Below are 17,570 nucleotides of genomic sequence, written 5' to 3'. Positions count from 1 at the left end.
AGAAGCGGTAGCGGTCGCCTTTATCCCCGGATTCCAACCTCTAATGTTTTGATAAAAAGGAACCCGGGGATAACAGCGATCGGAAGAACATTCTACACGCGAAGCGACGATACACCCTCCCCCCATAACTCACCCTTTTTTTAGAACAATCTCTCCTCCCCTAACCGCTTCGCAATATGATTGGCGCTAAACAGTAAAATAAAGCTGACTACTGTTTTAAACATTCCGGCAGCAATCGAAAGCGAGAAATTGCCCATCTGGATACCATACTTCAGCACGAAAATGTCCAGATTTTCCGAATAATCCACATTCATACCGTTACCCAATAAATATTGCGGCTCAAAGCCCGACTCCAGCAGATTGCCGATATTCATAATGAGCAGGATGATGAATACAGGCTTTAATCCTGGTAATGTCACATGCCAAATCCGCTGAAAGCGCCCCGCTCCGTCGATCTCAGCCGCCTCATACTGCGAGGGATCGATCATGGTCATCGCGGCCAAATAAATGATGGTGTTCCAGCCGACATTTTTCCATACCTCCGATGCGCCGAGAATGCCCCAAAAATAGCTTCCCTCGCCCAGCCATAGAATAGGCTCCTTGATCAGTCCCAGCCACATCAGCACCTCATTGACAATGCCGCCGTCCGCTGATAGCGCCGTACTGATAATGCTGGCCGCGACTACCCACGAAATAAAATGCGGCAAGTAGCTGATCGTCTGCACCACTCGCTTGAATACGATCTGACGAAGCTCATTCAGCAAAATCGCCAATGCTATAGCGGTTACAAAGCCCAGCACCAGGTTAATGAAGCTCATCGCCAGCGTATTGCGCATCACCCGCAGGAAGTGTTCATCCTGAAACAAAAAACGGAAATGCTTCACCCCGACCCATTGCTGATCGAGCAGCTTACGGGCAGGCTTAAAATCCTGAAAAGCAATCGTCCAGCCCCAGAGGGGCAAATATTTGAAAATGAACAGCCAGATTAAAAAAGGGACGGACATCCATACCAGTGCACGCTGCTGGTTCAGCTTGTGTATAAATCCCCTAAAGCCGGTTCGCCGTGAGGACGGCAAATAGCCCGAAGAGGTCGTAACAGGTGGCGGTGACGTGTAGCCCATAGCTGCTTCCTCCTTTATTTTTTCCCGACCGTCTTGATTTTTTTGGCAACCTCCTTCGTGATCAGCTCCTCAAAGGCCTTCACATCCAGCTTGTTAAACTCGGTGGTGTATTCATTCCAAATTGCATCAAACTGTTCCGGTGCAGACAGCACCAAGCGCGGGAAATATTTGCGCTGCAGGTCTCCTTTCTTTTGCTGGAAGATCTGCGCAGGTGAGCCCTGGGCAATCTGAATGCTCCAGGCCGGGAACCATGGACGCTCGTCAGGTGCGGAAAACATCTGCGAGAAGGACTCTACACCGTGCGCTTTTAGCAGCTTTTTATCACCTTCGGTATACGACATACGCGCAACCTCAGGCTGCCGTCCGGGGCTAACCGAGTTGCCATCGGGCAAGGAAGAACCGTTACCGTATCGCGGCCAGCTGTATTCAAAATATTTGAACCCAAATGAGTCACGGAATGCATCCTCACCCGTCTTCTTAATTTGCTCCTTGGTCCGATAAAAACGCCCATTTTTATCTACATCATAGGTTTCACCTTTGATCCCCCAGTTGGATAACACCTGGTTTTCGTCGGTCAGCAGATTGTTGAAAAATTTGACGATACGTATCGGGTCCTTGGCACTGACCGTAATTCCAATGCCTCGGTTATTAACAAATGACGACGGATCAAGATACTGATCCTTTATATTCCGGTCGTATACAACAGGCAGCCCTATATATTCCAGATCATCATCACCCGATTGCTTGGAAGCCTCCTGCAGGTTATTTAGAGCCTGCCCTGCCTGCCAGCGGTAATCGAAAAAGCCCAGCACCTTGCCCGAGGTCAGCTTCGCCAAATATTGATCGTAATTGTCCACAAAGGAGGCTTTGTCAAACAGGCCCTCTGCGTTCAGCTGATTCAGTTCCTGGAGATACCGCTTTGTGATTTCCTTATCTCCATAATCCGTCGCCTGGTGTGATTTCATATCAATAATCGTGCCGCCATCGTTCGGATAGCCTGCCAGGTGCATCGGCGCATTCGTAAGCGCATAAAACCTATCCTGCGTGGTTAACGCCAAGTACCCGGTTAAACCCTCGTCTGCATGCTTTTTCGCATAGTTCCGAATCAGAGCCAAGTACTCATCTAACGTTTTTATTTTTGGATATCCCGCCTCCTTCAACACTCTGCGCTGTATCCAAAAAGCTCCCTGCTCTATGTTAGGAGCAGGCAAATAATCGCCGACCACCGCACTGAACGGCAGGAAATAGATATTCCCATCCTCCGCTTTCATCAGGTTGTAGTACGGTCCGTATACACGCTTGATATTTGGCCCATATTTGTCGATCAAATCATTCAGGGGAATAAAAGCCCCGGCATCCAGCAGTTTATCAATCGTGCCGTCCGGTACAATCACGTCCGGGTAATCGTTGCTTGCAATAAACGTGCCGATCTTCGTATTCGAATCCCCTACCAGATGCTCCAGCTTCCAGTTCACGCCTGTCTGATCCTCCAGAATTTTGCCGATCCGCGTTTCATTGGTATTAATGTCCCTTCCCGCCGTGGCATTAAAATACGTGAATGTGACCTTCTCCTTGCTATCTCCCGACGCAGTCTCCTTGCCCGCACTTCCTGAGCAGGCAGTGATCATAGATACCATCATGATAAATACCAGACTCATTATTCCGAATCTTTTGCTTGTCATACCAGACAATCCCCTTTCGGCCTCTTTGTCGGTTATATGTGGATATCAAATTGTAAGCACTTTCATTTTATAAAATGCCATGAATTTCGATCAACTGACAATCTAAAGGTGTTACTTAGGAAACTAAAGGAGTGCCAGCATGAACGTCCATTACCGCAATACGCCTTGACTCCATTGTCAGTAAAAATCGCGTTGTGATAAAATAAAACAAAGAAGATTATAATAAAAAAGAGCAGAGATGCGCTAACATCCCTACTCTCTAGTAACAGCCGCTTATAAGGGCGTTGCTTTGAACTAGGTGCAAAAATAGACCGCTAACCTTTGTCCGGGGAGCGGTCTATTCTTTTTGCTTTGGTTCAACGCAATAATTAGCGTACCGAATATCATTAGTGTCAGAGCCTCTTTAACCTCCATAGGCATCACCTCCTTGGCAGGAGACTAGCCGACCGCGCCATCTAAGTCATTCTGTAATTATGGGAATTATACCATATGGTTATCCTATAAATGGAATAATTAAGGCGCGTTCACTCCAAATCCGCCGGAATCATCATTTTAATCTCCGTTCCCTCGCCGGGGGCGCTGCGAATAGCAAGCTCAAAGCGGCTTCCGTAGTAAAGCTTCAGACGATAGATGACATTCTGCAAACCGATACGCTCGCCCATTTCCTCCTGCTTTTGCATGTAACTGTACAGCCGTTGTACCTGTTCCAGAGACATGCCAACTCCATTATCCCGTACCGTTAACATCAGCCGCCCCTCTCGATGCTCAAAATGAATCTCAATGCGACCTCCATGCTTCAGCGGTTCAATGCCGTGAATGCTTGCATTTTCAACCAGCGTCAGCACAACCATTTTGGGAAGCAGATAGTCCAGGTCTTCGGGCTGCGCCTGCACTTCGTACCGTATTCGCTCACCAAAGCGGTATTGCTGAATTTCCAGAAAACAACGGATCAGCTCCAGTTCCTCCCGCAATGTGACCCTATCCTTGTTCCACACCAGCGAATTGCGGAAAATCCGTGCCATGTTATGAATAATGCGGGCTGTCTCGTCCTCATGCTTCATCAGACTTCGCATACGAATCGTCTCCAATGCATTGAACAGAAAATGCGGGTTGATCTGGCTGTGAAGTGCATTAAGCTGGGCATGTCTGCGCTGAATCTCCAAATTTTTTCGCTGAATATCTGCTACATAGACATCGTTAATCAGTCGCTTGATTTTGAGCGTCATCCGATTAAATTCACCTGTTAGCTGCCCGATTTCATCTCGCGATTCTGTACCGGGAATCAGCTCAAAATGCTGATTTTTCACCTTTTTCATATACCTCAGAATACGATGAATCCGCACATTCAGCGAACGTGTAATCCAGATAATGATCAAAGTAGGCAGCAGCATATTCATACAGGTTAACAGCAGCACAAAATTGCGGGATTCCTGCATTTCGTACAGCACTTCATCTCCCGACACCGCGGCCACAATGCTCCAGCCATTGAGATTACTCGTCAGCACATAATTTGTCTTGAACTCGATGGTGTCCCCGGGCAGCTGGAGGGCGCTATAAGCCACGATCCTATGATTTATATCAATCTTGGGATCGGTCGTATATTCGATTTCCCCCCGTTCGTTGAGCAGAAAGAGACTGCCCTGCAAATTCAGATTATGGAAAATCTCTTGAATGGACGACATTCGCAGCTCTATTTTCAGTATTTTCTCGCGGCCATTTTGGGAATAAAAATAGTTCATCCGCCGAATCAGGCTAAAGGGATGAAGCTGTTCGCCCGTATCGTCGTCGGTACGTACAAATATAGGCTTGGACTGCCGTCCGGGCGGGATTTTGCCATACCAGGACAAGCTTTTGACCCGCTCATCTATAAAGCTGATTCCCCCGGAATTCAGCAGCGTCGGATTATCTGTGTAGATCGTAATTCCACCCACAGCATGGTATACAGGACTGTAAGTATTGTTCAACATACGACGTAAATAAGAATCATAGGCGGCAATATAATCAGCGGGATGTGGATATGTTTGCTCCAACAGCTCATTGAGCTGATGATCGGTATAAAAGATAGACGAGATTTCCACCGCATCCTCAAACTCACGGTAAAATTCAATTTTAATCTGCTCCAGCGCACGGGAAATATCCTGCATACGCTGTTCCTTCACATTTTGCGAGGTGACGTGGTAAAAAATCAGATTGGTCAACACTACGGGCGTAAACACACACAGGAAATAGAGCAGCAGCATTTTATCCCGCAGCCGGACATGATCAAGTGTTGTATGCAGCAGCTTCATTCGCTGACCCTCTCTGGCTTGTGTCCAACGTTCAGGCTGTTGCGGTATTCGCTTGGTGTGGCATGCACCATCTTTTCAAACTGGGTAACAAAATAGTCTGAACTGCCAAAGCCCACACGCTCGGAAATTTCATAAATGCGCAAATCCGTCTGCCGCAGCAGTCGCTTAGCCTCCCGAACGCGCAGCTTCAGCAGGAATTCGTTAAAGTACACGCCGTACGTTTTTCTGAATAATTGGCCGAGGTAAACTGGATTCATGTAAAAGCGGGCTGCAATACTTTTGAGGCTTATATTCTCGCTGGCATGCTGCTCAATATACGCACGGATGTGCTGAATACCTCCCTGCTGACGATCCTTGCGCAGAACCCCGATATATCTTCCACTTTCCTCGGCAAAGGCTGTAAACAGCCGCCGTAGTTCACCCAGTGACAGGTTCATATCCTGCCAGTTCATCATCGGCTCTAATGACTGAAGTGAGCGCTCATTTCCCTGCATGTTTTGAATGACTCGCACAATACTGAGCACGCATTGATGCAGGCTCATTTTCATAGCCTCAGGGGCATAGCACTCTTCCCGAAAGCTGCTAAATAAATGATCCACGGTCGTACGCAGCTCTTCCAGTCGCAGTTCCTCGACTTGTTCCGTCAAGCAATCCAGTACGTCCTGCTGAATGGTCCTGTAGTGAAGTGACGGCATTCCCCCCTCCACATATGCCACAATACCGCTAGGATCATGAATGTATTTATGGAGCAATGCTTCCTTCGCGCAGGCATAGGACTGATGGATATCCTGCAACCGGTTCACAGGACTCCCTGCGTAAATGAAGACCCGGTTTGCCACCCGATCTTTCAGTGACTTCATCCCCTCTATCTCTCTTTGTAGCGCTTTCATAAATACGTCCACTTTGGCTTCAAACCCCTTCAAAAAGAAGTCGGGTACAATGAGTCCAATCCGGTTCCGATGCTCATGGACATAAAGTGGATACTTGCCGTCTATTAAACGATGAAGCGCTTGTTCTATAAGCTCCCTGAATTGGAAAAGCGACAACAGGATGCTATCGTCACCAGAACGCCATGGATGTTGATCATTCAGCTCGACGAGTACATAGTACATATGCGCGGCTTCCCCAAGGCGCAGTTGCTGTTCCCAACGGGTCACCACGCTATCATCCACGTTGTTCATCATCAAGGTCTCCAATAGTCCGCCTGTACGGTGGTTTTGAAATAATTGTATATTTTGCTGCTCACGATGCAGCCTTTCACTCAGTCGGCGCAGCGTAGCCGAAAAGTCACCCTCATCAATCGGCTTGATCATAAAATCATGAACCCCATAGCGAAGTGCCTGCTGCGCATAAGCAAAATCACTGTAGCCACTCAAGATAATAAACGCAGGATGTTTTGTACTCCGTTCGAGTACAGATCGAATCAGCTCTAATCCGTCCAGCACAGGCATGCGAATGTCGGTAATGACGAGGTCCGGGTGAATACTGCCGATTAGCTCCAGTGCATCCTCACCGTTATCGGCTTCTCCCACGATTTCAAAGCCACAGGCTTCCCAGTCCATGAGTTGAAGCAGCCCTTTGCGAGTGAATATTTCATCATCCACCACAATGGCTCGATGCAGCTTCATAACCTGCTTCCTCCTTTCGAGTATGCATCATTTTATTTTGGATAACTATTCCAATTGTATCTAGCAATATGGTAATGTGAAAACATCGGGAATTGGGAATTGCTGTTACACCTATCATATGACGAATGGGGCGGTGTCAAGCATGCGCATGGTATTTCGTTGGTTTGGTGAAGGAAACGATACGGTAACGCTGGAACAAATCCGACAAATTCCGGGAGTGGAAGGGATCGTGTGGGCGCTACACGATATTCCAGCCGGAGAAGAATGGCCTATGGAACGTATTGTGGCACTTCGAGAGCAGGTTGTACAGGCGGGATTTCACAATGAGGTTGTTGAAAGTGTGAATGTGCACGAGGATATTAAGCTCGGACGACCGACACGCGATCAGTATATCCGCAACTACATACGCACATTGGAAAAGCTCGGCCAGAACGGCGTGAAGATCGTCTGCTATAATTTTATGCCCATATTCGATTGGCTGCGCACCGATTTGCACAAGGAACTGGAGGACGGCTCCACGGCCCTCTTTTTTGAAAAGTCACGAATTGAAGGCATTGATCCGTTCGAACTGGTACGTCAAATTAACGCAAATAGCTCGTTAACCATGCCCGGCTGGGAACCGGAGCGGCTGGAGCATCTGACGGCTTTGTTTGAAGCGTACACTCACGTCACGGAGGAAGACCTGTGGCAGAATCTGGCCTACTTTCTGGAGGCCATTATTCCCGTTGCCGAACGCAGCGGCATTCGGATGGCCATTCACCCCGATGATCCGCCATGGTCTGTATTCGGACTGCCACGCATCATCACAAGCCAGGCTCATTTGCGCAGGCTGCTGGCGCTGTACGACAGCCCCGCGAACGGCATTACCCTTTGCTCTGGCTCGCTAGGAGCCAACCCCAATAATGAAATCGTTTCCATGATTCATGAGTTCAAGGACCGTATTCCGTTCGCCCATATACGCAATGTGCGTGTGTCGGCTAACGGAGACTTCATCGAAACCTCTCACCGAACTCAGGATGGAACCGTCGATATTGCCGGCATTGTCCAGGCGTATCACGATGCCCGCTTTACGGGCTACGTCAGACCGGACCACGGCCGCCACTTGTGGGGAGAGCAATGCAGACCCGGCTATGGACTGTATGACCGCGCGCTTGGGATTATGTATTTGTGGGGACTGTGGGATGCGCTGACACATAACCAGGCCCGACACACTTCTCCCGTTTCCAAGACGGAAACCACACGAACCGGATCAGTCCATACGAAGGAGTCAACCCTATGAGCACACCATCTCTACACCCTTCGCTGGCAGGCAAAACAGCAGTAATCACAGGCGGTGCCGGGGTGCTTTGCAGCGCAATGGCCCGCGAGCTGGCAAAGCAAGGCGTGAAGGTTGCTATTTTGAACCGAACGGAAGAAAAAGGTCTGCGTGTAGTCCATGATATTCAGGCCGCAGGCGGAGAAGCGATGGCGGTGGCCTGTGACGTTACCGACGCGGACAGCGTACGGCTAGCCGAACAGACGGTACGCGAGCAGTTCGGCGCATGTGATATTCTGATCAACGGAGCCGGAGGCAATCATCCGAGCGCCAACACCTCCCGCGAGACCTTCCGGCTGGAGGATCTGACGCTGCTCGATATTACTACCTTCTTCGAGCTAAGCATACCCGGTTTTCGCCAGGTACTGGACGTCAATTTCATCGGAACGCTCATTCCGACACAAATATTCGCTCAGGGCATGACTGGACGTCCGGGGGCCGTCGTTATTAATATTTCCTCCATGAGCGCACCCAGCCCCATGACCAAAGTTCCGGCCTACAGCGCAGCCAAAGCAGCAGTTAACAACTTCACCCAATGGCTGGCTGTCCATTTAGCCGAAGCCGGTATTCGCGTCAACGCCATTGCACCCGGCTTTTTCCTCACTGAACAAAACCGCAGCCTGCTAACCCATAAGGACGGCTCCCTCACCGAACGTGCGGCTAAAATCATCGCCCATACTCCTATGCGCCGCTTTGGTGTACCGGACGATCTGCTCGGCACCCTGCTGTGGCTTGTGGATGAACAGACATCCGGTTTTGTCACAGGCACAGTGATTCCGGTAGACGGTGGCTTCATGGCGTATTCCGGGGTGTAAAATAGTGCACGCCTAAAAGCCGCTTGGCATTTGAACCGAGCGGCTTTTAGGCGTGCATTTCTTTTTCCTCTGTTTTATTTTTATCATTTATAGCAGTGATGTACCCTCTTTATATATTTTGCGCGTAGCTTTCACTTGGCGTTTTGGTCAACACCACATGCAGGCTGGAGTTCGCCTCTGCACCACCGCGATAGGAAAAGTGTTCATCTCCTGTAACATGGATTATATCCCCTTGAACCACTTCCGTTTCTTCACCATTCACAGTTACAGTACCGTTCCCTTCAAGAACAAGCAAGTATACATTCGCTCCTGGATGATTATGTGTTGGCAGCTCAGCATTAGGAGTGAAGTTGAGAATAAAAATAACATTGTCGGCTTCCTTATGCACAATTCGTTTAGTAAAGGCAGCTTCTTTATATTCCTGAAATTGAATGAGGTTTGATTTTTTCATGTAGGTTCACTCTCCTGTTTGAAATTAGATTTTCCTATATGGTCTTATTGTATTTGATTATTACGCTCTCCTTGTGATTGCAGTCACAAAACTAAATTTAAGTTATAAATACTTTGAAATATTTAAAAATTTGATTTCAATCATCTTTTTCATCGACATATCCAACTAGAATCGAATTGTGTCAGACAAACAAAATAAGCAGGAGGTTGTTCCTATGAAACCAGGATTCCAACTGGCAAAAGATATTTATTGGGTAGGAAAAATTGATAATCGTGAGGTTCCCTTCCATCGTCTTCTACTGTCTAAAGGTACAACATATAATGCCTATCTATTGAAAACTGGAAAGCCAACCATTGTGGATACGGTAGATATGGCGTTCGGTAGAGAATTTGCAGAGGCTGTGGCCGAATTGATCGATCCGTTGGACATTCAATATATTATCGTCAATCACACGGAGCCAGATCACTCGGGCGGATTGGCGGCACTAGCTTCCAAGGCAACGAACGCTACGATTGTCTGCACGGAGATTGCCGTTCCGGAAATTCAGCAAATGTACAAGCTTCAGCACCGCAACTTCCTGGTAATCAAGGACGGAGATCAACTGGATATTGGAGGCAAGACACTGCTGTTCAAGGAAACACCTTATCTCCATACGGAAGAAACCATGATTACCTACTGTGTAGAAGATAAAATCTTGTTCCCTTGCGATATTTTCAGTACACATGTGGCTGTAGAGCATCTATTTGCCGATGAGGCTGGTTTTGATATCACCGAGGACTTTATCGGATACTATCAGGCTATTATTCACCCACATCGCAGATATGTGCGCACATTAATTGAAGCTGTTGCTGATCTGGATATTAAGATGATTGCACCTTCACACGGCTTCGCAATCCGACATGATATTGCTAAGTTTATTGATTTGTACGCATCTATGAGTACCGAAACCAAGGATGATAAAAAAGTAGCGATTGTCTATGCCACCTTAAAAAATAACACTAAAAAAATGGCAAACATTCTGAAAGACTGCTTTTTGGAAAACCAAATCAAGGTGGAGCTATGGGACGTAGATAAGGCAGATGAAACGGAGATTTTGAATAGTATTGCCTCAGCGGATGCTGTTTTCGTCGGTAGCTCTACCAAATATGCCGATATGACGGGTAAGCTGGAAGACCTGCTGCAACAAATGCAAAAGATGAATCTGGAAGGCAAGCTGGCTGCTGCCTTTGGTTCCTACGGCTGGAGTGGGGAAGCCATTGAGGTCGTACAGGATTACTTGAACGGTACCAATATGAAAGTCCAAAGCACTTCTGATGTAATCAAGTCGACTGGCATGACGCATGTGGAGTTCCCGGTACGCATTCGTTTCTCTCCTAAAGAAGATGAAAAAGTGAAGAAAATTAAAAATGCCGCTGAATTTGTCTCAGATCTGCTGCTTAGTGTTATTTGAAACACATCAGCGTATAACGAATAGGAGAGATACTGAATGGGCAACCAACATTACGTTATTATCGGGGGCAGCGTTGCCGCCGTCAACGCGGCGAAAGCGATTAGAGATCATGATGAGCTAGCCGAAATTTCTATTTACGGGGAAGAAGCATCCCTTCCGTATAACAGAGTCAAACTTTCCAAGGGACTATTCACTGACTTGCACAGCGACAAAATCCTGATCAAAAAGGAAAAATGGTTTGCCAATCAACGAATTCATGTTTATTCAGGCATAAAAGTCACCGCGATACATGCAGCGGACTCCACCATCGAAACAGCAAACGGACAAACCGTTGCTTATGACAAGCTGCTGCTGTGTACAGGAGCCCACAACCGTAAGCTTTTGCTGGACGGAGCTTCACTACGTAACGTTCACAATATCCGTTTTCGACAAGATGCAGACAGCCTTAAGACGAAATTACAAAAGGGAGACCGGATATGCATCATCGGCGGTGGGATTCAAGGCGTGGAAACCGCCTGGTCCTTCCAGCAAGCCGGGTATGCTGTAACCATTTTGGAAGCCTCGCATCGGCTTATGCCCCGCCAGCTAGATGAGAAGGCTTCCGCTATTTTGACCCAGCGAATTACCGAGCAGGATACCAAGGTAAGCCTTGGACAAGGCGTAAAGCGTATTATAGGCACAGATCACGTCGAAGGTGTAGAGCTACAGGACGGCTCCGTTATTCCCTGCGAGCATGTCGTGTATTCTATCGGAATTGTACCTAATACTGAGCTTGCCCGCCAAATCGGCCTTGATATTGGACAAGGCATCCTGGTGAACGCACAGATGGAGACCAGCTCCGCCAATATATATGCGGCAGGTGATGTAGCCGAGTTTCAAAATAGAGTGGATGGATTATGGGAAAGTGCTATAGAGCAGGGGAAAATAGCAGGCGCCAATATGGCGGGCGCATCCGTCAGCTATCAGCGACCTATCCCTGTAACCCTATCCAACAGCTATGAATGCCCCTTGTTTTCCATGGGTCTGGTGGATGAACAAATCTGCGATACCAGCCTGACTAGTGAAAATCAAGTTTCTTATACACGCATGTTCATACAAAAAGGCTCTATCTGCGGCGTGATCGGCTTTGGGGATGCTCTTGCTTCACTTCCATTTAAAACAGCCATCATCCAAGGACTCAAACCGGACGCGCCAGAGCTTACAAAAATTTTGAGTGACAAGGAGAACTAAAGATGAAAAAATATGTATGTCAACCTTGTGGATACATTTATGATCCTGCATTGGGCGACCCTGATGAAGACGTTATGCCCGGTACAGCGTTTGAGGATCTCCCGGAAGACTGGGTTTGTCCAGTCTGCGGTGAGGATCAAAGCCATTTTGCCCCAATAGATGATACAGAATAACAAGAACACGCAATACTTTTTAGTTTCCGGTTTATGAATGGAGTGAATGAATGTGAATGAGATGTCCTGCCAGTGCGGAAAGGAGCCCTGTGCCCGCAAAGTGCCTATCTTTTCCTCTTTGTCCGAAGAAGATTTGTGTAAGGTCAGTTCCATGATCCGACACCGAAAATATCAGAAAGGCGAGGCCTTGATTGTCGAGGAACAGGCATCCGATACGCTGTACATTATTCAAAGCGGGCATGTCAAGCTTCTGAAAATGACACCTCAGGGCAAAGAACAAATTCTGCACATTCTGACAACTGGCGATTTTTTTGGCGAGTTGAATATATTTAACAGCGATGAGTTGAGTAATTTTAGTGCCTATGCCTTAAAAAATACTGATATTTGTATGCTCACCAAGGATGATATGGAGCAGTTGATTCGCAACAATCCCGATATCTCTTTGAAGCTGCTCAAAACCATTACTAAACGCCTGGCACATACCGAAAATCTGGCTCAAAGCCTGGCGACCAAAGACCCGGAGATCCGTATCGCCTATATGATTCTTGAGCTAGGGCATAAATACGGCAAACCGGAAGGCTCCTACATTAAAATAAATCTCCCCCTTTCACGCGAAGAAATGGCTAATTATGTTGGTGTCACACGCGAAACCATCAGTCGCAAATTCGCAAAATTTGAACAGCTGGGGATTATTCATATCAAGGGTACACGAGAGATTACGATCTGCGATGTCCAGAAGCTGAACGAATATATAGATTGAGATATATAGATCTAATGCTGCTCTAGCATGAGGACAACAAAAAACCGCTTCTTTAACTTATGGATTACAGTTGATCTATCAACCACTTCCATTTCGTTAAAGGGCGGTTTTTACCGTATTTTATACTTTACTAACGATCAATTGTCGTGTTCACACCTTGGGAAGAAGCTCCCATGTTAATTCCCCTGAAGAAAGCTCCGATGGAATCGTGTCCTTGGCAGAAGCAGCCTGAATCGTGGTGGATCTGCAGCAATCCCAGACCACTTTGACCAGATACCCAAACAGCAATACGTTCAACAACGAAGTCACGCACAATATAATGCCGTGATGATCCCGAGAATTGGAGCTATAGAAAATATCGAAGGTGTTCAGGAAGATCGTAAGACTGAATCCACCCGCAAGCCACAAAAATCTCCGGTCCCGCAAATACAGATACGCCAGTACCGCCAATGCTGCCGCAGGGAACAAATACCGTTCATGCATGCTGGAAGCGAAGGTAAAGACACCTGCAATTTGCACCAGTGCAGCTGCTGCCGCAAATTGTGGTTTGCGACTGCGGACATACATCCACCATATAAACAAAGTCACCAGCACAATGCCGATCATGCCCCATGTATGGTAGCTGAACAGGAACAACGTCGTAGTGTCCTGCGTATAATTGCCACCGATCAGTGCGAAGAAGTTATACGCATTCACGGAAGCATACGGATATTCGCCAACCGTTCCCTTGTATAAATCAAGCAGCCATAACGGCTTCTGCCCCCACGAAAATGGCAATATGACCAGAATGGTCGTCACAACCGCTCCACCGATGGCCAAGAGCCAAGGTTGTATTTTACGCTGTCTCAGTAGCTCGAAGAACAGAACTGGTCCATAAATAATCCCCTGCGGCTTCATCAATACCGCTATCGCAAACAATACGGCAGACCAGCCGATCCGGTTTTCCACCAGCAGCACAATCATGCCCACAATCAGCATGGTAAAGAATGAATCTACCTGTCCCCAGAAGGTCGAATTGATAAATACAGCCGGGTTAAACACATAGAATATCGCCAGGCCGAGGCTCATACCATAGCCGATCCGTTTGCTTGCCAGCCGGTACAGCATGTACGCTGTCACGATATCGGCTAATATATTCGGAAGCCGCAGCAGCACGGACATATAGGGGCTGAAAGCAGCCGTAGAGCCGATTTTACCGATCACATATAAAATATAAATATAGAACGGCGGATAATCACTTGATCCGTTCGTGTAAAAGCCAGATAAGCTGTCCGCTGCTGTCGTAGCCCAGTTCCGAAATAGCATTAAATCCATGTGACCCGATATCCACGGGGCTACCGCCATTCTTAAAAAGAATCCCACACCCAGCACAGTCCACAGCATCAGCCTGCGGTTACGTTCCCCGAGCTTCCATTCACGGGTCCGAAAACGGTACGCAATAAACACGAACGCACCGAAAAATAAAGCGGCAAAGATCGCCAGCGGAGTTGCATAAGCGGATGAAGAATTCCCATTTCTTCCACCACCCATACCGCCGCCAGGCTCGCCCATGCCAGATTCGTTGCCGGACATGCCGCCCGGACCTCGATGCTGCCCGTCTCTGGCAACACCGCTGCCCCCGGATGTGGAATTGTCATTCCCAGCTGTCTGGCCGTTAGCAGGACGCTGTCCCGGTCCCCCCATACCTTCACCGGGTCCGCCTCCTCCCCCGAATCCGCCGGACGGGCCCTGCTTAAAAGCAGCGGATTGGGAGGCCGAGCTGCCCGAATAACTCCATAAAGAAACGACACTTACGACAGCACACAATATGAGACTACATAGAAGGATATATTTCAGACCGTTCGCTTTCCAAACGTTCAAATCCGATGCACCTCTCTCTGTTTCTATTTTCCTCATATTGTATCTGCCTTAGCTTAGGACTTTGTGAGTTCTGGCTGAATGTTGGCTGAATATGGGGTCATTGCGCTGTACCTTGTTGCTCCATCTCCTTAATAGCCCTTTCCATTTGAGACTGCGGATGCTGTAGCATGTTGCCGTGGCCAACAGCCAATAAAGACGGATTGAAAAACGCGAGCTTTTTGGCGCTTTCCAGCGAGCTTCCCTTGTTCCATGTAGCCAGTGCGGGAAATGGAAACAGCGGCTTAAGCCTTCCCGACACCGCAACCCCACCCCGGACCTGGAAGGCGTCGCCTGCAATCAACGCACGGGTGCGAGTGTCCAAAAATGCCATCGAACCCGGCGTGTGTCCAGGTGTGCTGATCGCCAGGAGCGAGCCTACAGGATCCCCGTCCTCCAGCAAAACATCAGGCCGGGTAAGAATTCCCTTCGGCACACTGCCCCGAATGGGGGTATTCGGTTCATCTGTCTCTAACGATACATCGCCTTGCAGCAGCCGCGCATCTCGTCTGGAAATGAACACTTGCGCATCAGGGTACCTTGCCTTCAACCGATCCAGCGCACCCACATGATCCTCATGGGCATGGGTAAGAACGATTCTTGTAATCGGCTGCCCCATCCGCTCGGCAGCCTGTTCAATACCTTTGGCACTGTAAGGCAATCCGGCATCTATCAGAGTAAGCCCATCATTCTCCTCCACCAAGTAACAGTTCACCGGGAACAGTCTCGGCAGAAACGTCAATTGATATATATGCTGCACCTGAACAACACGCATCCGTCTCATCTCCTCATCTTGATTAAAACTAACTATATTAGTATTATAAATAACATGATTAGTTTTAATCAAATCTTTTCGCAGATATTCAGCAGCAAAAGGCAGACCCGGGATAACATCCCTGGTCTGCCTCTCTCCAACTATGATGTGAATGCTCCTAAATCCATCAACCCTGCTGGATAGCCTCAGCAATGGGCGTGCTGCCTGACGCCAGATTAATCGCACGGTGATACGTCTGCCGTTCATCCAGTGCCGCTACCACTGCGGCTTCATCCTCACGGGAAATGGTACTAACGGAAGGATCATCCCCCGTAGCAACCTTTCCGATACCGGGATCATCTGTCAGTCCACCCGGACGAAGGATCGTGTAATCCAGCACATTCACAATAACCCTCCTGTATTCGCAGTCTCTCATCTACATTATACAGAAGTATTTTACCCTTATGGTTCAGGACGCAATCAGATTGATATGTCGAGTTTGTGATCAGGTGTTGTCCTACAGTTTGGCTTCCCGCTCCCAGCACTCCACCTGCTCCAGCCCCGGAATGCTATCTTTGTAGAACACAGGGTCGTGACCCGCCTTTTTCTGCCGTGAATAATCCTTTAAGGCTGCAAAAGCGACTCGGGATAAAAGAGCAATGGCAATCAGATTGACGACAACCATCATGCCCATGAATAAATCGGCCAAATCCCACACCAGCTGCACCTTGGCTACCGCTCCGAAAATCACCATGCCAATTACAGCAGCGCGATAAAGCCATACCCAGATTTTACTGGATTTCATAAACCCGATGTTCGTTTCGCCGTAATAGTAGTTACCGACCAATGCGCTAAAAGCGAACAGGAATACCATAATGGCAAGCAAACCAGGCGCCCACGGCCCGATGTGCACACTAAGAGCCGCCTGAGTCAGCTCAATACCGCTAAGTCCCGCCTTCGTATATGCCCCGGATAACAAAATAATCATTGCCGTGCTTGTACAAATAATAAGCGTATCCGTCAGCACTCCAAAAGCCTGAATCAAGCCTTGCTTGACCGGATGGCTGGTGTCTGCGGTAGCTGCCGCATTCGGTGCGCTCCCCATTCCTGCTTCATTGGAAAATAAGCCACGCTTGATGCCATGCATCAAGGCTGCCCCAATGGAGCCTCCCGCAATCTGCTCGAAACCAAACGCACTGCGTACAATCAGGGACAACACGTGCGGCAATTGCTGAATATTAATGATCACAATAAACAGCGCAATTCCGATATACAGCACCGCCAGTACGATGACGATATATTCGGACATTTTGGCAATCCGCTTGACCCCTCCAAAAATAATGACCGCAAACGGAGTCGCCATAATCAGACCCACGACCAACCGATTCGTGCCGAAGGCATTTTCAAAAGCCAGCGTAACCGTATTGGACTGCACCGCGTTAAAGACCATCCCAAAGCTCAGTGTAATCAGTATCGCAAAGACGATACCCATCCACCGCTTTTTCAATCCGATCTCCATGTAATACGCCGGACCGCCACGGAATCCGCCTTTGTCCTTCACTTTATATACTTGGGCTAATGTACTTTCGACGAAGCTGGATGCTGATCCGATGATCGCAATGATCCACATCCAGAACACCGCACCCGGGCCGCCCAGCGCAATGGCGATAGCAATCCCTGTAATGTTACCCGTACCCACGCGCGCCGCCATGCTGATACAAAATGCCTGAAAAGGCGAAATGCTGTCCTTGGAGCCGCGCTTCGACTCTCTCAGAACCCGGAACATATCTCCGATCATTCGTACTTGCAGACCTTTAGAGCGGAACGTAAAAAATAGCCCCAATGCGATCAACATGACAATTAACAACTTGGACCAGAAAAAGTCGTTAATTACACCGATCACATCCTGTAAAACCTGTTGCATCCACAATCCCCCTAATATCCATATTCTTTGTCTTCATTCTCTCAGTGAACCGGTTCCATACCCGCCGTTTAGCAGTATTTTTT

Annotated in this window: 15 protein-coding genes and 1 pseudogene; 6 read left to right on the top strand and 10 right to left on the bottom strand. The window is 48.1% G+C overall.

The features are described 5' to 3' along the window. Window positions 1-140 precede the first annotated feature (140 nt). From LCF57_RS20890 to LCF57_RS20870, 5 genes are all read right to left on the bottom strand, one after another. Window positions 141-1,121: an ABC transporter permease gene (locus LCF57_RS20890; protein ID WP_226002411.1), complete on the bottom strand. Its 981-nt coding sequence runs from the start codon at window positions 1,119-1,121 to the stop codon at window positions 141-143. 14 nt (window positions 1,122-1,135) lie between these two features. Beyond that, window positions 1,136-2,803: an ABC transporter substrate-binding protein gene (locus tag LCF57_RS20885; protein ID WP_226002410.1), complete on the bottom strand. Its 1,668-nt coding sequence runs from the start codon at window positions 2,801-2,803 to the stop codon at window positions 1,136-1,138. 294 nt (window positions 2,804-3,097) lie between these two features. Next, a complete protein-coding gene (locus tag LCF57_RS20880) occupies window positions 3,098-3,217 on the bottom strand; it encodes a putative holin-like toxin (RefSeq protein ID WP_226002409.1) in 120 nt (39 codons plus the stop codon). A 110-nt stretch (window positions 3,218-3,327) separates the two neighbouring features. Beyond that, complete coding sequence (locus LCF57_RS20875; protein ID WP_226002408.1) at window positions 3,328-5,091, bottom strand: sensor histidine kinase; 1,764 nt, start codon at window positions 5,089-5,091, stop codon at window positions 3,328-3,330. Continuing rightward, on the bottom strand, window positions 5,088-6,719 hold the full coding sequence (locus LCF57_RS20870; RefSeq protein ID WP_226002407.1) for a response regulator: 1,632 nt from the start codon (window positions 6,717-6,719) through the stop codon (window positions 5,088-5,090). Before LCF57_RS20870 ends, LCF57_RS20875 begins: the two co-directional genes overlap by 4 nt. Before the next feature lie 142 nt (window positions 6,720-6,861). Here LCF57_RS20870 and uxuA point away from each other — a divergent pair, with 142 nt between their 5' ends. After that, a complete protein-coding gene (gene uxuA / locus LCF57_RS20865; protein WP_226002406.1) occupies window positions 6,862-7,998 on the top strand; it encodes a mannonate dehydratase in 1,137 nt (378 codons plus the stop codon). Beyond that, complete coding sequence (locus LCF57_RS20860; protein ID WP_226002405.1) at window positions 7,995-8,849, top strand: SDR family oxidoreductase; 855 nt, start codon at window positions 7,995-7,997, stop codon at window positions 8,847-8,849. Before uxuA ends, LCF57_RS20860 begins: the two co-directional genes overlap by 4 nt. Before the next feature lie 109 nt (window positions 8,850-8,958). Here LCF57_RS20860 and LCF57_RS20855 read toward each other — a convergent pair whose 3' ends face one another. Beyond that, window positions 8,959-9,300: a cupin domain-containing protein gene (locus tag LCF57_RS20855; RefSeq protein ID WP_226002404.1), complete on the bottom strand. Its 342-nt coding sequence runs from the start codon at window positions 9,298-9,300 to the stop codon at window positions 8,959-8,961. Window positions 9,301-9,514: 214 nt separating this feature from the next. Here LCF57_RS20855 and LCF57_RS20850 point away from each other — a divergent pair, with 214 nt between their 5' ends. Genes LCF57_RS20850 through LCF57_RS20835 form a run of 4 tightly spaced genes read left to right on the top strand, consistent with a single transcriptional unit; the run spans window position 9,515 to window position 12,913 of the window. After that, window positions 9,515-10,750, top strand: coding sequence for an FprA family A-type flavoprotein (locus LCF57_RS20850; protein WP_226002403.1), 1,236 nt, complete (start codon window positions 9,515-9,517; stop codon window positions 10,748-10,750). A 36-nt stretch (window positions 10,751-10,786) separates the two neighbouring features. After that, window positions 10,787-11,980, top strand: coding sequence for an NAD(P)/FAD-dependent oxidoreductase (locus tag LCF57_RS20845; RefSeq protein ID WP_226002402.1), 1,194 nt, complete (start codon window positions 10,787-10,789; stop codon window positions 11,978-11,980). 2 nt (window positions 11,981-11,982) lie between these two features. Beyond that, entirely contained in the window at window positions 11,983-12,153 is a 171-nt protein-coding gene (rd, locus tag LCF57_RS20840) for a rubredoxin (RefSeq protein ID WP_134911980.1), read from the top strand. A 46-nt stretch (window positions 12,154-12,199) separates the two neighbouring features. Beyond that, on the top strand, window positions 12,200-12,913 hold the full coding sequence (locus LCF57_RS20835; RefSeq protein WP_413232214.1) for a Crp/Fnr family transcriptional regulator: 714 nt from the start codon (window positions 12,200-12,202) through the stop codon (window positions 12,911-12,913). Window positions 12,914-13,043: 130 nt separating this feature from the next. Here the strand turns inward: LCF57_RS20835 and LCF57_RS20830 are convergent. From LCF57_RS20830 to LCF57_RS20815, 4 genes and pseudogenes are all read right to left on the bottom strand, one after another. After that, window positions 13,044-14,809: pseudogene (locus LCF57_RS20830) on the bottom strand (glycosyltransferase 87 family protein). Window positions 14,810-14,870: 61 nt separating this feature from the next. Then, entirely contained in the window at window positions 14,871-15,584 is a 714-nt protein-coding gene (locus tag LCF57_RS20825) for an MBL fold metallo-hydrolase (RefSeq protein WP_226002400.1), read from the bottom strand. Window positions 15,585-15,750: 166 nt separating this feature from the next. Then, entirely contained in the window at window positions 15,751-15,969 is a 219-nt protein-coding gene (locus tag LCF57_RS20820) for an NAD(P)H-binding protein (protein WP_226002399.1), read from the bottom strand. Window positions 15,970-16,080: 111 nt separating this feature from the next. Next, window positions 16,081-17,487: an alanine/glycine:cation symporter family protein gene (locus tag LCF57_RS20815; RefSeq protein WP_226002398.1), complete on the bottom strand. Its 1,407-nt coding sequence runs from the start codon at window positions 17,485-17,487 to the stop codon at window positions 16,081-16,083. Window positions 17,488-17,570: the final 83 nt, after the last annotated feature.

Source organism: Paenibacillus sp. BJ-4 (genome assembly GCF_020404765.1).
Lineage (GTDB): Bacteria > Bacillota > Bacilli > Paenibacillales > Paenibacillaceae > Paenibacillus.
This window is presented reverse-complemented; position numbering and strand designations above follow the sequence as displayed.

Bases quoted from the DNA above. Each gene is read 5' to 3' on its own strand.
- LCF57_RS20890 (WP_226002411.1), bottom strand. From the start codon at position 1,121: ATGGGCTACACGTCACCGCCACCTGTTACGACCTCTTCGGGCTATTTG.
- LCF57_RS20885 (WP_226002410.1), bottom strand. From the start codon at position 2,803: ATGACAAGCAAAAGATTCGGAATAATGAGTCTGGTATTTATCATGATG.
- LCF57_RS20880 (WP_226002409.1), bottom strand. From the start codon at position 3,217: ATGGAGGTTAAAGAGGCTCTGACACTAATGATATTCGGTACGCTAATT.
- LCF57_RS20875 (WP_226002408.1), bottom strand. From the start codon at position 5,091: ATGAAGCTGCTGCATACAACACTTGATCATGTCCGGCTGCGGGATAAA.
- LCF57_RS20870 (WP_226002407.1), bottom strand. From the start codon at position 6,719: ATGAAGCTGCATCGAGCCATTGTGGTGGATGATGAAATATTCACTCGC.
- uxuA (WP_226002406.1), top strand. From the start codon at position 6,862: ATGCGCATGGTATTTCGTTGGTTTGGTGAAGGAAACGATACGGTAACG.
- LCF57_RS20860 (WP_226002405.1), top strand. From the start codon at position 7,995: ATGAGCACACCATCTCTACACCCTTCGCTGGCAGGCAAAACAGCAGTA.
- LCF57_RS20855 (WP_226002404.1), bottom strand. From the start codon at position 9,300: ATGAAAAAATCAAACCTCATTCAATTTCAGGAATATAAAGAAGCTGCC.
- LCF57_RS20850 (WP_226002403.1), top strand. From the start codon at position 9,515: ATGAAACCAGGATTCCAACTGGCAAAAGATATTTATTGGGTAGGAAAA.
- LCF57_RS20845 (WP_226002402.1), top strand. From the start codon at position 10,787: ATGGGCAACCAACATTACGTTATTATCGGGGGCAGCGTTGCCGCCGTC.
- rd (WP_134911980.1), top strand. From the start codon at position 11,983: ATGAAAAAATATGTATGTCAACCTTGTGGATACATTTATGATCCTGCA.
- LCF57_RS20835 (WP_413232214.1), top strand. From the start codon at position 12,200: ATGAATGTGAATGAGATGTCCTGCCAGTGCGGAAAGGAGCCCTGTGCC.
- LCF57_RS20825 (WP_226002400.1), bottom strand. From the start codon at position 15,584: ATGCGTGTTGTTCAGGTGCAGCATATATATCAATTGACGTTTCTGCCG.
- LCF57_RS20815 (WP_226002398.1), bottom strand. From the start codon at position 17,487: ATGCAACAGGTTTTACAGGATGTGATCGGTGTAATTAACGACTTTTTC.